Origin of the sequence: Mycobacterium sp. SMC-18, assembly GCF_045310895.1 — a bacterium.
GTDB lineage: Bacteria > Actinomycetota > Actinomycetes > Mycobacteriales > Mycobacteriaceae > Mycobacterium.
The window spans coordinates 1-14924 of sequence record NZ_JBJIAL010000054.1; the positions used below are offsets into that span (position 1 = coordinate 1).

General features: G+C 64.8%; 13 protein-coding genes. 7 read left to right on the top strand and 6 right to left on the bottom strand.

Annotation, left to right across the window (positions count from 1 at the left end):
• Positions 1 to 375 precede the first annotated feature (375 nt).
• Positions 376 to 1458: a copper resistance D family protein gene (locus ACJH6J_RS27315; protein WP_346414538.1), complete on the top strand. Its 1083-nt coding sequence runs from the start codon at positions 376 to 378 to the stop codon at positions 1456 to 1458.
• Positions 1459 to 1556: 98 nt separating this feature from the next.
• Here the strand turns inward: ACJH6J_RS27315 and ACJH6J_RS27320 are convergent, their stop codons facing one another.
• The gene (locus ACJH6J_RS27320; RefSeq protein ID WP_406776075.1) at positions 1557 to 2408 is read right to left on the bottom strand and encodes a helix-turn-helix transcriptional regulator; all 852 of its coding nucleotides are present in this window, start codon (positions 2406 to 2408) and stop codon (positions 1557 to 1559) included.
• Between the two features lie 120 nt (positions 2409 to 2528).
• Here ACJH6J_RS27320 and ACJH6J_RS27325 point away from each other — a divergent pair, with 120 nt between their 5' ends.
• A complete protein-coding gene (locus ACJH6J_RS27325) occupies positions 2529 to 3467 on the top strand; it encodes an SDR family oxidoreductase (protein ID WP_212806787.1) in 939 nt (312 codons plus the stop codon).
• 45 nt (positions 3468 to 3512) lie between these two features.
• Here ACJH6J_RS27325 and ACJH6J_RS27330 read toward each other — a convergent pair whose 3' ends face one another.
• Together ACJH6J_RS27330 and ACJH6J_RS27335 are read right to left on the bottom strand one after the other, a co-directional pair.
• Positions 3513 to 4898 (bottom strand): aspartate aminotransferase family protein, encoded by a 1386-nt coding sequence (locus ACJH6J_RS27330; protein ID WP_212806786.1) that lies wholly within the window; start codon positions 4896 to 4898, stop codon positions 3513 to 3515.
• Entirely contained in the window at positions 4895 to 5416 is a 522-nt protein-coding gene (locus tag ACJH6J_RS27335; RefSeq protein WP_212806785.1) for an Lrp/AsnC family transcriptional regulator, read from the bottom strand. Before ACJH6J_RS27335 ends, ACJH6J_RS27330 begins: the two co-directional genes overlap by 4 nt.
• Before the next feature lie 114 nt (positions 5417 to 5530).
• Between ACJH6J_RS27335 and ACJH6J_RS27340 the strand changes: the two genes are divergently transcribed.
• Both ACJH6J_RS27340 and ACJH6J_RS27345 read left to right on the top strand, forming a co-directional pair.
• Entirely contained in the window at positions 5531 to 7027 is a 1497-nt protein-coding gene (locus ACJH6J_RS27340; protein ID WP_406776076.1) for a gamma-aminobutyraldehyde dehydrogenase, read from the top strand.
• 535 nt (positions 7028 to 7562) lie between these two features.
• Positions 7563 to 9041, top strand: a complete 1479-nt coding sequence (locus ACJH6J_RS27345) for an APC family permease (protein ID WP_406776077.1) — start codon at positions 7563 to 7565, stop codon at positions 9039 to 9041.
• Between the two features lie 5 nt (positions 9042 to 9046).
• On the opposite strand, the gene ACJH6J_RS27350 is transcribed toward ACJH6J_RS27345, so the two are convergent.
• Both ACJH6J_RS27350 and ACJH6J_RS27355 read right to left on the bottom strand, forming a co-directional pair.
• Entirely contained in the window at positions 9047 to 9325 is a 279-nt protein-coding gene (locus ACJH6J_RS27350) for a WhiB family transcriptional regulator (RefSeq protein WP_406776078.1), read from the bottom strand.
• 13 nt (positions 9326 to 9338) lie between these two features.
• A complete protein-coding gene (locus tag ACJH6J_RS27355) occupies positions 9339 to 10046 on the bottom strand; it encodes a dienelactone hydrolase family protein (RefSeq protein ID WP_406776079.1) in 708 nt (235 codons plus the stop codon).
• 248 nt (positions 10047 to 10294) lie between these two features.
• Between ACJH6J_RS27355 and ACJH6J_RS27360 the strand changes: the two genes are divergently transcribed.
• Positions 10295 to 10915, top strand: coding sequence for a TetR/AcrR family transcriptional regulator (locus ACJH6J_RS27360; protein WP_406776080.1), 621 nt, complete (start codon positions 10295 to 10297; stop codon positions 10913 to 10915).
• 104 nt (positions 10916 to 11019) lie between these two features.
• On the opposite strand, the gene ACJH6J_RS27365 is transcribed toward ACJH6J_RS27360, so the two are convergent.
• The gene (locus tag ACJH6J_RS27365) at positions 11020 to 12384 is read right to left on the bottom strand and encodes a cytochrome P450 (RefSeq protein WP_406776081.1); all 1365 of its coding nucleotides are present in this window, start codon (positions 12382 to 12384) and stop codon (positions 11020 to 11022) included.
• 13 nt (positions 12385 to 12397) lie between these two features.
• On the opposite strand from ACJH6J_RS27365, the gene ACJH6J_RS27370 reads away from it, so the two are divergent.
• Positions 12398 to 12760 carry a hypothetical protein gene (locus ACJH6J_RS27370; RefSeq protein WP_212806778.1) on the top strand — a complete coding sequence of 121 codons (363 nt, stop codon included), beginning with the start codon at positions 12398 to 12400 and terminating at the stop codon, positions 12758 to 12760.
• Positions 12760 to 14889 carry an Rv1355c family protein gene (locus tag ACJH6J_RS27375; protein WP_371824479.1) on the top strand — a complete coding sequence of 710 codons (2130 nt, stop codon included), beginning with the start codon at positions 12760 to 12762 and terminating at the stop codon, positions 14887 to 14889. The genes ACJH6J_RS27370 and ACJH6J_RS27375 overlap by 1 nt, the downstream gene beginning before the upstream one ends.
• Positions 14890 to 14924: the final 35 nt, after the last annotated feature.

A 14924-nucleotide genomic window follows, 5' to 3' on the forward strand; every position in this document is an offset into this window, starting at 1 on the left:
ACTGGACCAAGACCGCCGACGAGATCTTCGAACGACTCGGTTCATATCTTCAACGAATTCCCGGCGCAGGACACTAGGTCGGCAGCGCCGACATGTGTGTAGTAGCCGGTGTAGCGCGTTGAGCTCGCCGGCCCGGTCGAAACGTCGTCACGTCTCGATTCATAGCCTGTTGACATGTTGCGCTGACCGTGCACCCACGCGCGGGCACAACGATGGCGGGTGATCCGGTGCACACGAGACTGCCCAGGACATGTCGATCGAGGAAACATACGCGTGCCACGTTTTCAGGAATCAGCTACGAACACAATGAGAGTCGGCGATTCGGACGCTCCCGTGGTGGTGGGTTGAGCCATGACACCTCCGTCTCCGAGCGCAATGGCCGTGGTCACGCAGGTCCTCTATGACATCGGACTGGCCAGTGCCACGGGAATCGGTGTGGGCATGGCCTTGCTGGTCAGTCCGTGCTCTGCCCACGGCATCCTGGCACGGCGGCTGGGTCGCCTCGCGCTTCCGGTGGCGGCCCTGGTTTTTGCGACGTCGGTCCTGCATCACCTGAGTGCGGTGGCGGCGTTCGCGAAAACCGGACTCGTGCAGGCGCTCTCATGGCAGGCAGTATCTGCATTCATCACGGCCCCACCCGCGCGCGGTGGTTGGCTCGGGTCGGGCGAAATCGCTGTCGTGCAGTCATTTTTCTACTTGCTGACCATCGGAGGTTTGCTCTGGGTCCGGTGGCATCCGTCACGCTCGGCCGGCATCGGTGTGGCCGGCTGCGCTGTCCTGACCGCGGTCGTACCGCAGCTGATCAGCCGGACGTTGACGGCGCATGCGTTGCCCAGCGTCGTGCTGACGATCGCCCATGTGGTTGGCGCCCTGCTGTGGGCCGGGGGCCTCATCGTGCTGGCCACGGTGGCGGTGATGGGGCGACGCCCGGCCGGCAACAGCGATGTCCGCGAGAGTGCCGCAGCCCTTACCGATGAATGGCGGCGTCTCTGGGAGCGTTTCAGTGTCGTTGCGCTGTATGCGGTTGGGGCGTTGATCATCAGCGGAACCTGGATGACGTGGACCCACGTCGGTACCCCGACTCAGCTGTTGACCACACCGTACGGCCGCGCGCTCGGACTCAAACTGATATGCGTTGCGCTGCTGATGGCTGCGGGGGCCTACAACGTGCGTGTGCTGTTGCCACGCATCCGCGCCGCGCAGCGTGACTGCGATAATCGCACCGCGTGGCGGATCGCGGTGGAGCACTTCCCGGTAGTGGTGGTCGGCGAAAGCGTAATTGTGGTCGCGGTTTTCGCGATTGTGCCTTTCCTGCGCGGATCTGCGCGGTCCGAGGCCGGTTGGCCCAACGCCGGACCGTTCGACATGAACGCTGCCGCTACCGGTCTGGTCCTCGTCCTGCTGGTGGCCCTCGCACTCCGGCTTGGCGCGAAGCCCCGTGACAGCGAACTGATGTGAAACTCCGCAATCTGCATGGTAACTCGTCACTACCGAGGGCAGGCCTTGGCAAGTCGCCGTCTCGACGACCGGCGACTTCGGCCCACCTGGTAGTGCGCTCAGCCGAATTGGTTGTCGATGGCGATGTTTCCGACGACGGCGAGCAGTTGCAGCTTCTCGTAACTCTCCGAGCCCGGCTGGGCGGTGTACACGAGGAGCAGGTGGGACTGTTGGGGGTCGACGAGGTATTGGCAGGTGAGTTCGAGCAGCCCAACCTGCGGGTGAAGGAAGCGTTTTGCCTCCTCGGGCCGAATCCCGACGGCATGGTCTTCCCACAATCCGCGGAACTCTTCGCTGCGCGCGAGGAGCATGTCGGCATACCACGCTGCACGGGAATCGGGGCCGCGCAGGGCCAGACTCGCCCGCAACCCGGATGCGTACATCGCCGACAGGAATGCGTGGTCGTCTACGGGATGGATCTCTCGGCTCGCGGGGTCGGTGAACCATCGGTAGATGATGCTGCGTTCGGGGCCGGTGAACTTCGTCGCGTCCCCGGTCAGCGCGACTGCCAGCGGTGTCTGTCGCAGGGATTCGCCGAGTTCGGTCACGATCTCGGCCGCAGTGTCTGACAATCGATCCAGCACTCGCAGCAGCCCCGGGGTGATGTGGTCGCCGGTAGCACCGCGGGGCGGGGCGTGGTGGCCTGCCAGTCGGAAGAGGTGGTCGCGCTCGTCAAGGCTCAGATGTAGGCCTTGGGCTATCGCCGCGATCATCTGTGGCGACGGATGTGGACCTCGTTCGCGCTCGAGGCGCGTGTAGTAATCGGTGGACATGTGACAAAGCGCCGCGACCTCCTCGCGCCGCAGACCTTGAGTGCGCCGACGTTGCCCTCGCGGTAGTCCGACGTCTTCCGGCTGGAGTGCGCTACGGCGGCGCCTGAGAAATTCGGCGAGTCCGGCCCGGTCGATCACTTGCGTCTCCTCTCCGCAATCACAGTACGACCACTCCGTCCCGTATCCAGGGATCGCCGATCCCTGGATACGGGTTCCCGCGGGTGTGACTGTGGAGTTCACACCTGATGGAGGAACCCCATGCATCGCGCCCCGATCGATATCACCCTGCCCGACCTCACCGGCACCCGCGCCGTGGTGACCGGCGGTACCGACGGCATCGGCCTTGGCACAGCTCGTCGCCTGGCTGCGGCCGGCGCCGAGGTTGTCCTCCCCGCGCGCAATCCCGTCAAAGCCGACGCCGCAGTTGCCACGATCTGCAACGAGACACCCAACGCTCGAGTGTCAGTCGAGCCACTCGACCTCTCATCCCTCAAATCGGTTGCGAGCCTGAGCCAGCGCCTGCTTGACGACGGCCGGCCGATTCACCTACTCGTCAACAACGCCGGCGTGATGACACCGCCCGCCAGGCAGATGACGGCCGACGGGTTCGAGCTGCAGTTCGGCACCAATCACTTGGGACACTTCGCCCTCGTCGCGCACCTACTGCCGCTTCTGCGCGCCGGGAAAGCCCGTGTGACCTCGCAGATCAGCATTGCGGCGAACCGCGGATCAATCAATTGGGACGACCTCAACTGGGAGAAGTCCTACAACGGCTTCGGTGCGTACAGCCAGTCCAAGATCGCGTTCGGATTGTTCGGCCTCGAGCTTGATCGGCGCAGCCGCGAGCTCGGCTGGGGGATCTCCAGCAATCTCGCCCACCCCGGCGTCGCCCCCACGAGCCTGCTCGCCGTGCGCCCCGAGATCGGCCGCAACGGCGATACTCTCGGTGTCAGGCTCATCCGGCGAGCCTCAGCAGTGGGCCTCATCGTCGGAACTGTCGAAACCGCGAAGCTCCCCGCTCTGATGGCCGCCACCACACCGAATGCCGGCGGAAAGCTGTACGGGCCCAAGGGGTTCATGCATCTTGGTGGTGCACCCGCCGAACAGAAGCCCTACAGCCGAATCCGCAGCCAAGACGAAGCCCGCCGCGTCTGGACGGCTTCCGAAGATCTGACCGGCACCCATTTCGGCGGGTAGCCACCCAAATCTGTTCGGGCAGCCAAGAGTTCGGGACAGAGCCGTCTAGAGGCGTCGCCCCGCTTCGTCGAGGACGGTGCGCAGGATGTCGTAGATCGCGTCGAACTCCTTCTGCCCACTGATCAGCGGCGGAGCCAGCTGGATCACTGGGTCGCCGCGATCGTCGGCGCGGCAGTACAGACCTGCCTCCCACAGCGCTGGGGTCAGGAAGCCGCGCAGCAGGCGCTCGGACTCTTCGCCGTTGAAGGTCTCCCTGGTGGCCTTGTCTTTCACGAGCTCGATGCCGTAGAAGAATCCCTCGCCACGGACGTCGCCGACGATCGGCAGGTCGTACAGCTGCTCGAGTGTTGCCCGGAAAGCCGGGGCGGTCGCTTTGACATGGTCGTTGATGCCCTCGCGCTCGAAGATGTCGAGGTTGGCCAGCGCCACCGCCGACGACACCGGGTGTCCGCCGAAGGTGTAGCCGTGGGCGAACATCGTCTTGCCGTCGTTGAAGGGTTCGAACAGGCGGTCACTGGCGATCATCGCGCCGATCGGGGAGTAGCCGGACGTCAAACCCTTTGCGCTGGTGATGATGTCGGGGACGTAGCCGAAATCGTCGCAGGCGAACATCGAGCCGATGCGGCCGTAGGCGCAGATCACCTCGTCGGACACCAGGAGGACGTCGTACCGGTCGCAGATCTCCCGGACGCGTTGGAAGTATCCCGGTGGCGGCGGGAAGCAGCCGCCCGCGTTCTGCACCGGCTCCAGGAACACTGCGGCGACGGTGTCGGGGCCCTCGAATTCGATGGCCTCGGCGATGCGGTCGGCGCAGTACCGGCCGAAGGCCTCCGGGTCGTGTGCGTAGGCATCGGGCGCCCGGTAGAAGTTTGTGTTCGGCGCGCGAAAGCCGCCGGGGGTGAGCGGTTCGAACGGCGCCTTGAAAGCCGGGATGCCGGTGATCGCCAGCGCACCCTGCGGCGTGCCGTGGTACGCGATGGAACGCGAAATCACCTTGTGCTTGCCGGGTTTCCCGGTCAGCTTGAAGAACTGCTTGGCCAGCTTCCAGGCACTCTCGACCGCTTCGCCGCCGCCGGTGGTGAAGAAGACTCGGTTCAGGTCGCCCGGCGCATAGTTGGCGATGCGCTCGGCCAGTTCGATCGCGGTCGGCGTTGCGTAGGACCACAACGGGAAGAAGGACAGTTGCTCGGCCTGCCGGGCAGCGGCGGCCGCGAGTTCTTCGCGGCCGTGCCCGACCTGTACGACGAACAGGCCCGAAAGCCCGTCGATGTAGCTCTTGCCGCGGTCGTCGAAGATGGTGACGCCCTCGCCGCGGGTGATGATGGGCGGGGTGATGTCGGCCCCGTGGCGGGCGAAATGGCCCCACAGATGCCGCTTGGCCTTGGCTGCCAAGTCGGTTGAAAGTGATTGTGCTGCATTGATTGTGGTCATCGCGTGCCCCAGTTGTATTGCTGTTTGACGAGTTTGAGATAGACGAGCGTTTCGGTGGACAACACCCCGGGCACGGCTCGGATCTTGCTGTTGAGCAGGTCGAGCAGGTGGCCGTCGTCTTCGCAGACGACTTCGATGATGATGTCGAAGGTGCCGGCGGTCAGCACTACGTAATCGACAGACTCGATGGCGGCGAGTTTGTCGGCGACCTTGGTGGTGTCGCCGGTGCAGCGAACGCCGATCAAGGCCTGGCGTCCGAAGCCCATTTGAACGGGGTCGGTCACGGCGACGATCTGCATGACGCCGCAGTCGATCATGCGCTGGACCCGTTGGCGCACGGCCGCTTCCGATAGTTCGACCGCTTTACCGATGGCGGCGTAGGACTGCCTGCCATCCTGCTGCAGTTGCTCGATGATCTCTTTCGAGAGCTCGTCGAGCTGGAATGCGGCACCGCCCCGAGATTGGTTACTTCGCGCAGGCAGCGCAGCGGCATCAGGCGGTGCATCGGAGATGGCCATGGCGTCAATTGTGCACGGATTTCGTCGTTCAGAACAACATGTACGACGGAATCAGTCGTAGGAAGCGTGATTTCGAGTGGAAACCGCAGCAGTCTTGGGGTAGCGTGCTAGATCGTGAGCGCAGGTGGAGGCGAGGTCGTCGCAGGTAGCTTCATCAACGGAAAGATCGTGACGACGGACGGCAATCCGTTCGACATCATCAATCCGGCGACAGGTGCTGTCGTGGCCTCATATGCGCTGGCGACACCCGCCGATGTGGACACCGCAGTAGCTGCGGCCCGCGCTGCACAGCCGAGCTGGGCCCGGGCAACTCCGGCCGAGCGGGCCACGGTTCTGGCGCGGCTGGCCCAACTGGCCGCCGAGAACGCCGACGAGCTCGTGGATCAGGAGGTGCGGCAGACCGGTAAACCGGTCCGGCTGGCGGCGAACTTCGACGTGCCCGGCAGCGTCGACAACATCGACTTTTTCGCCGGTGCCGCCCGACACCTCGAGGGCAAGGCCAGTGCCGAGTACTCGGCCGATCACACGTCGAGCATCCGGCGCGAGGCTGTCGGGGTGGTCGCGACCATCACGCCGTGGAACTACCCGCTGCAGATGGCGGTCTGGAAGGCGTTGCCCGCGTTGGCGGCTGGTTGTGCCGTGGTGATCAAGCCTGCCGAGATCACCCCGCTGACCACGCTGACGCTGGCCCGGTTGGCCGGCGAAGCCGGGCTGCCCGAAGGTGTGTTCAATGTCGTGACCGGGCTGGGCGCGGACGTCGGCGCAGCCCTTGCCGGGCATCGCGATGTCGACATGGTGACGTTCACCGGCTCGACAGCGGTCGGGCGACGAGTGATGGCAGCTGCGGCCGTCCATGGCCACCGCACCCAGCTCGAACTCGGCGGTAAGGCTCCGTTCGTGGTCTTCGATGACGCCGACTTGGATGCCGCGATCCATGGTGCGGTGGCGGCATCGCTGATCAACACGGGCCAGGATTGCACCGCGGCGACCCGCGCCATCGTGGCGCAACCGTTGTACGACGACTTTGTGGCCGGAGTTGCCGAACTGTTCGGCAAGGTCGTCACCGGCGACCCGCACGACCCGAATACCGATCTGGGACCGGTGATCTCGACGCCACACCGGACCAAAGTCGCCGGCATGGTGGAGCGGGCCCAGCAGCAGGGCGGCCGGATCGTGACGGGCGGAACCATGCCCGAGGGTCCCGGTACGTTCTACCCGCCGACCCTGATCGCCGATGTTGCGGAAGACTCCGAGATCTACCGCGACGAGATTTTCGGTCCCGTGCTGACCGTGCGGCCCTTCATCGACGATGACGACGCGCTGCGGCAGGCCAACGACACCGAGTACGGGTTGGCGGCCTCGGCGTGGACTCGTGACGTGTACCGAGCCCAGCGGGCATCGCGCGAAATCCAGGCGGGCTGCGTGTGGATCAACGACCACATCCCGATCATCTCCGAAATGCCGCACGGCGGTTTCGGTGCTTCCGGGTTCGGCAAAGACATGAGTGCCTATTCGTTCGAGGAATACCTGACCATCAAGCACGTGATGAGCGACATCACCTCGCTCGCCGAAAAAGAATGGCACCGCATCATCTTCGCCAATAGGAAGTAGTTCACGCTGACGGCAGTCGTAGCTGTCAAAGCCCTGTGAAATATTCTTATCGATGAATTACAGGGAAATGCAGAGTTTGCGAATGGGCGTCACAACGACGCGCCGGGCTCACCTGTCATCGGGTGCTCTGAAGTCGCCCGAGATCCACGATAACTTTCCAGATATTCTGTGTTACAACGCTATTCGGTATGCGGCTCGGAACTACAGTCGGCTCGCTGATTCCAGCACCGGGCAATAGCCGGAATTTTCTGTATCTGCAGAAGCTTGCGCCGACTCGCCGCGAATACACATCTACGCGATACCGGTCTCCGCTGTCCAATGCCGCGTCATTCAGTGTGAATGACGAATGTATTTGTCGGCGCTTTTAACATTCGTCGTCACTTCTCGTAACAACCCGACTCTAAAGTTGCCTGGTGAACCGAAAGCGGTTGCCCCGCTAGGTCATTTAGCCCACACCCCAGCCGTCGGCACTGTAGCCGGCATGCGGTCCGCGCCGTGTTCGTGGACCGACCAATCACCATGAGGAGGCCGATCTATGCCGTCTATATCCAATGTCGAGCGGCTCGAGGAACTCAGAGATGCTCAGCAGAATGCGGATACCGGGCTTGCGGCCGCCAGTATGAGCGGTGTCGAGCTCGTCGCGCAATCGACGGCCGGTATCGCGCCAAGTGCCGTGATGGTTTCCGGCGCAACGCTTGTGGCAGCCAGCGCCAGCGCAGGCACCTTGTATTCCTACGCCGTCTCCTTGTGCGTGCTGCTCTTGGTGGGCTGGTGCGTGTCCCGGGCCGCGCGGTTGCGGCCGGGGGAGGACCTGCTCTCACATATCACCGCCGCGTTCGGTAGAGCTGTCGGGTTCGTCGGTTCGACCGGTCTCGCTCTCGGGTATCTGCTCATCTCCGTCGGCTGCGTCGCCCAATTCTCGCAGTACACCAAACCCCTTCTCGGAGTGGCTCCACCGGTGAGTGCCGGCGCGCCCGCTACCTCGATTTCGGTGACGGTGGTTTTGGAAATCCTGTGTGTGGTCTGCGCGGCCTGGATGATGATCCGCGGCGTCCGGATCTCCGCATGGACCGGCGTGGTGCTCGAGGTGCTCTCAATCGGAGCAATTCTGTTGGTGTGCACCATGGTTCTACTTCATCATGGCTTCACCCTCGCGCCGCTCATGCCCACCGGCATCACGGTGCAACAGGTGGTCAGCGGCATGGTATTGGCGACCCTGGGCTTCGTCGGCTTCGAGTCGGCTGCGTGTTTGTCCGTCGAGGCCAAGGACCCACAGCGGACGATCCCGCGGGCCGTCACGGGCAGTGCGCTCCTGGCCGGCGCGCTCTACCTGTACGCATCTTACGCTCAGATTGTCGGATTCGGTGGTGCCGACAACCTGGCCGCCGATGCAACGCCGTTGAACACGTTGGCCGATGGCCTTGGCTTTCACTGGCTTGCGTTGGGCATCGATCTGGGCGCGGTGGCCTCGAACTTCGCCTGCGTGACCGGCTCACTGACAGCGGCCAGTCGGGTACTGCGATCGATGGGGGAGTCGCAGCTCGTGCACAGCAAGATGGCGGCGACACATCCCATCCGCAAGACCCCGCATGTGGCGATCATCTTGCTCAGCGTGGCTGCCCTGGCCGCAGCACTTGGCTTGGGGCTCAGCGGAATCAACGAACTCGATGTGTATTCCTACACCGGAACCCTGGGGACCTTCGGCTACATGGTTGCCTACATGCTGATGGGACTGGGTATCCCGATTCTGGTGCGGCGCCTGGCGCCACAGGCCGGCATCGGTGCCGCCGTCATCATCGGGATGACTGTCACCGGTTGCCTCGGGTACGTCTTCTACCGCAACGTGTATCCACTCCCGGCCTGGCCGGCAGCCTTGATGCCGTGGATCTTCCTTGCGGTGCTGCTCGCCGCGGCCGCGTGGTACGTCGCTGGTCCGGCCCGCATTGCCCGCAGGCAGACCCGGGAATCGTCGGTGGATGCGGAGCCGGCGCCCGAGCCGGCTGAACTCGCGTGAGGTAGTCAGGGTGTTTCAGACATCCCGGTGAGGGCCGCCACCGCTCGCAGCTGACGCAGGGCGAAAGCGCGGGGGCGGCCCCCATCGGGTACATGCACGCCGGCAACGACGCCAGAGATGCCCGGGGTGTTGATGGCCTCGATGGCGCAACGCGCGCGGCGCGGGCATGAGCGGCACAACGCCTTCACCTCGGCGTCGTTCCCGGCGTTGACCCACCGGTCCGGATCAAGCGTGCACGGCGGCATCGGCGACGGAATAGCTGACTTCTGCAGTATTGCGGTCATGTTTGGTGATCTGTCAGGTGAGATGGTCTTCGAAGAACGCGAAGACCCGCTGCCAGGAGTCTTCGGCCTCCAACTCCGAGAACTCCATTCGGGCAAGGGTTTCCACGGGTTTGAGAACGCGGGGTAGGCCGAAGTCGTTCATGAAGGCGTGGCCGACAAGGGGATATTCCTTGACGTCATGGGCGATGCCGGCGCGCGCCAGGACGGTTTGAAGTTGTTGGGCCGCACCCTTTTTCACGATTCGGTCTTTGGCTCCGTAGCTCGCGACGACCGGGCAGGATCGCTCCAGGCTGTCGATGTCCTTGGGGGCCAGGCCGTACATGGATGCGGCCGCTGAGTATGCGCCGCGCGCGGCGACGACGAGGGCGAAGCCCCCGCCCATGCAGAAGCCGGCGATCCCGACCTTGCCGTTGCAGCGTGGGTCGGCCAGAAGGTGGGAACGGGCGGCCTCGATGTCGTCGTAAGCCGGGCCTTCGCCGGTGAAGTGTGAGCGGATGGTCTTGGCGACGCATCGGATCTTGGGCTTGTGTCCGCCGTAAAGGTCGGGAGCCAACGCCAGATAGCCGGCTTCGGCGAATTTGTCAGCGCTGCGGCGGATGTCGGCGGTGAGTCCGCGGACGTCCTGGATGACGACCACCGCGGGCCACGGCCCGGCGCCGTCGGGTGCCGCGAGATATCCGGGAACGGGACCCGTAGGGGCCGGGTAGGTGATCGCCGGCATCAGATTCTCGTTCGCTGTGTCGTGGCACCTGCGTTCGGCTGGCCGCCTGGCGCGCGCAATGCCGAATCGGTCATGTTTCCTGATCTCTTCCTGACTGCGGCGTTTGCCTCGCGGTGTGGGCTTGGCCCTCCAGTTTGCGGCGATACGCAACCGGCCGTACCGATATGTCTGTACCGTTAGCCAAGTTTTTGATATTGGTTGCCGATACAGTCGAATCGTGACACGAGTTCCATGTATTGTCTACTCGCATGGAGACCGTGTTCACACGTCGACGCGAACCGGCCAAACCCACCAGCCGCGAGATGATCATCGAGGCTGCGCTGACCGTATTCGCGGAACGCGGGACGCAGGCGGCGACGCTGAAAAACGTCGCCGACGCGGCGGGCGTCAGCGTCGGGCGTGTTCAACACCATTTCAAGGCCAAAGAAGATCTGATCGCCGCAGTCGACGATCATGCGATCGACGCGCTGGCCGCCAAGATTCAGAACCCCGACGCTCCGCCAGAGGAATCGCTGGTCGCCATGGGGCATCGCTTCACCGAGGTCATGTCGGAGAAGCCGCACGTGCTCGAGTACATCTGCATGCAGATGCTCGAACCCGAAGGCGTGGGCGAAACCATCTTTGACGGCATGTTCGCCATCAGTGAGGCGCAGCGGGTCCACTTCGAAAAGATGGGGCTGACCCGTGAAGACCTTGACCCGGAGTGGGGTGCGCTGCTTCCGCTGATTGTGCGCGCGGGAACCATCCTGTTTCGAAAGCACATCGAGCGACACATCCCGGGTGCTTTCCTCGAACCTGAGAACTTGCGCCGCTGGGACGAAGCCGTCACCGCACTTATCCGGCACGGCCAACTCCGCGCCGTGGAGTAGACCACGAATTCAACGGGTTGAGCCGGCCGACATACGAGGGGTTGTCGGCCGGCTCGACTCAGACTGCTCGCAGGACCGCCCGCTCACCAAGGGGCGGCCGTTGGTCAGCGCAGCTTGATCCTGGCCCGGATGGGTCCTCCGGCCACGAGCGTGAAGGGGGCCACCATCGGGAATTCGTCATCGAGAGAATCGATTTCGGCGTAACGCACGATGGTTGCCAGGGCCAACGTGGCTTCCAGCATCGCGAAATGGTCGCCGATACAGCCGCGTGGACCGCCGCCGAACGGGATGTACTGCCAGCGGTTACGACCCCGGCTGTTCGCTTCGGTGAATCGCTCCGGATCGAACACCAGCGGCCTGTCCCACAGGCTGGGGTCACGGTGCACAGACATGCGGCCCATGACGATCATCGTGCCGGCCGGAATCCGGTACCCGGCCACGGCGACATCGCGAGTGGCCATCCGTGAACCTGTTGCCCCGGGCGGACACAACCGCATCGACTCTTTGAGCACCTGGATGGTGTATCCCAAGCCGGCAACATCATCGGGAGTCAGTTCGCGGTCGCCGAATCGGGACGCCTCCTGACGGACACGGTCCTGCATCTCCGGGTTACGGCCCAGCGCCCACAGTGCGTACGCGATCGTGGTCGCGGTCGTGTCCTGGCCGGCGAACATGAAGATCAGCAGCTCGTTGGCAATGTCCAAGTCCGACAACGGCTTACCCGTGTCGGGATCTTTCGCCGCGATCAACTGTTGCACCAGAGGCGCGTTCATCTCAGGATCGGCCCGGCATGCCTTCACCACATCCAGCGCGAGTTTGCGGATCGTCGCTGCCGCCGCGTACGCACGCCGGCGCGCCCGGGTGGGAACCCAGCGCGGCAAGCTCACCGGGTTGATCGCCCGAGACACCGCATAGGAGACGGCCACGCGCATCGGTGCGTCGATCGACTCGGCATGATCGCTCAGGTCGACCCCGAACACGCTCTGGCCGAGTGCGCGCATCGTGACCCGTCGGGCCGCGGCGTCCAAGTCGATCTCGGCGCCGTCGTCCCAACTGGCGCAGACCATTTCGGCCGCCTCGGACATGTGGCCACCGAACTCGGCGACCGATTGCTTGGTGAACACGGGCTGGATCGTGCGTCGGCGCGGCAGCCAGTGCTCATGGTCGACGACGAACAGGTTGGCGCCGATGATGCGCTCGAGCTCCTGGCTGACGTCGCTGGTCTTGTCGATCGAGCCGTCGTGGCAGGTGACGGTGTCCCGGATGCCCTGCGGGGAGGTGACGACGACCAGGGGAGGCATCAGCCACTTCGGCGCGAGGGTGAAGCGGGTGACCGGGCCGCCGGCGTCGCGCAGGACATCGGTGCCGGTGTGGAAGGAACGGCACGCGGCGAGACGTTGTTTGCGAGGCAGCGGATTCACCGGTGGTAGCGGTAGTGACGCGACGTCCGGGCGTGATTGGTCGACCATGTTGCGTTAATCCGTGACGCTGTCGTCAATCGAGATTGTCGCCGCCGCAGCGCGCATATTCATTCCCCCTGGCCACGCCCCGTATTTCTACGGGCCGACGTTATCAGTCTCGACGGTGGATATCCACCTATGCGATAGTGAGGAAATGCCGAGCCAGCACCGAGTGCCCGCCGGCATTTACCGCGCCGACGAGGCGCTGCGCAAACGCGCGATAGCCGCTGCAGCAGAAGTGGATTCGTGCCTGAGCGCCCACATCAACGGGTTTCTCCTGTGGCTGGTCGGCGACACTGACGAACTGCCCCCCAGGCCCATTCCGCAGCGTACAGACGGCCCGAATGGCGCAGCCAGGCAATGCACAGAACTTGGAGCCGAATAGTGCAACCAACTGATCCGAACGAATATCGCCCACAAATTCTGGACCCGGCCAATCCGGCAGCCGCGACCACACTCGATCTTCTCCGGTCGGACCCGCACGTCCAGGTCCTCGACCACTACGGGCCCGAGTTGGACAACCTACGCCGATTGCGCCCCCAACCCGCTGCCGCACTCCTGGACGAACCGGCCCGTTGGGTCTGGTACCCGTGGCGACGGACCCTCGTCTCGATCCTGGGTCCGGCCGGCTTCAAGGCACTGCGCCTCGACCGCAATCGCAACAGCATCACCACGGGGGAGCAGACCCGACTGGCCGAACTCACTGTCGGTGTGGCGGGCCTGAGCGTCGGGCATGTCATCGCCCACACCCTGGCCACCCAAGGCTTGTGCGGGCGACTGCGTCTGGCCGACTTCGACCGCGTCGAGCTCTCGAACCTGAATCGGATACCGGCCACCGTGTTCGACCTCGGACTCAACAAGGCTGTCGCCACGGCGCGCCGCATCGCCGAACTCGACCCGTACCTACCGGTCGAGGTATTCCATCAGGGCCTGACCACCGAGACCGTCGATGACTTCGTCGACGGGCTCAATGTCTTTGTCGAAGAATGCGATTCGCTCGACATCAAGGCCGTCGCGCGGGTGGCCGCCCGGCATCGACGCATCCCGGTGCTGATGGCCACCAGCGACCGCGGCATCATCGACGTCGAACGTTTCGACGACGAACCTGACCGCCCGATCCTCCATGGCCTGCTCGGCCCGCTCGACATCGGCCTGCTGCCCGGCATGAGCAGCAAGGAGAAGGTGGCACACATCCTGCGCCACCTCGAAGCCGAAAAGCTCTCACCGCGCACCGCGGCGTCGCTCATCGAACTCGACCGGACCTTGGCCACCTGGCCGCAGGTGGCCTCGGAGGTCATCATCGGGGCGTCTGCGATAGCCGAGGCGGTGCGGCGTATCGGACTTGGCGAGGAACTGCGCTCGGGGCGCGGCCGCATCGACATCGGGTCATCGCTGGACCAACTCGCCGAGCCGTCGATGGGCGCGCCGCGGCCCACCACGCCCGCGCACGAGCCGCTCTCCGCCACCAGCCTCACCGGCCAGGTTGCGATCGCCGCGATGCGCGCGCCGTCGGGCGGCAATGTTCAGCCCTGGTTGATCGAGGCCGGCGAAGATGAGATCGCGATCTGCCTTGCCCCGCAATACAGCCCGACCATCGATGTCGGATTCCGGGGGAGCGCCGTCGCCGTCGGCGCCGCGGTGTTCAATGCTCGGGTTGCCGCCGCCCACCACGGCATCCTCGGCCCGGTAACCGTCGACGAGCCGGCCCACGGGTCGTGGTCACCGCTGCACGCGACACTCTGGTACGGCAAGGGCGGCAACCCGGACCTCGCCGACCTGTACGGCGCGGTGCTCGCGCGCGAAACCAACCGCGACAAAGGCACTCCCACGCCCCTGGCCGACGAGGTTGCCGGGGCATTGTCGGCTGCTGCCGAATGCGAAGGCGGGCGGCTGCGACTCATCACCGCGCCAGGCGAGATCGCCGCAGCGGCAGAGATTTTGGGCGCTTCCGACCGGATCAGGTTCCTGACCCCCCACCTGCATCAGGAGATGATCGCCGAGCTGCGCTGGCCCGGCGATCCCGATCCGGACGCCGGGATCGACGTGCACAGCCTCGGACTGGGCGATGGCGGGCTGGTCATGCTCGAGCTGCTGCGCCGGCCGGAAGTCATGGCTCAACTGGCCGACTGGAACGCCGGTGAAGCACTGGGTGACGACATGCGCGGCCGGGTGCACGCCAGTTCGGCTCTGGCGATCGTCACCGTCACCGGTGGTGCACTGCGCGACTATGCCGCGGGCGGCTCGGCCGCGGAGGCGGTGTGGGTGCATGCGCAGCAGCGCGGCCTGGCCGTACAGCCGATCTCGCCGGTCTGGCTGTTCGCCCACGATACGGCCGATCTCACCAAGCTTTCCGCTCGCTTCGCCGGCGAACTCGGGATTCTGCAACGCCAATTCGTCGACCTCGCCGGCATCGACGCGGACGAGAGGATCGCGCTGATCCTGCGACTCACCGTCGCGGCGCCGCCGGCGGTGACCAGCCGGCGCAGCGACGAGCGCGTCGTGCTGCGCGACTGACGGGGAGTTGGCAGCACACCCAACTACTCTTGGTC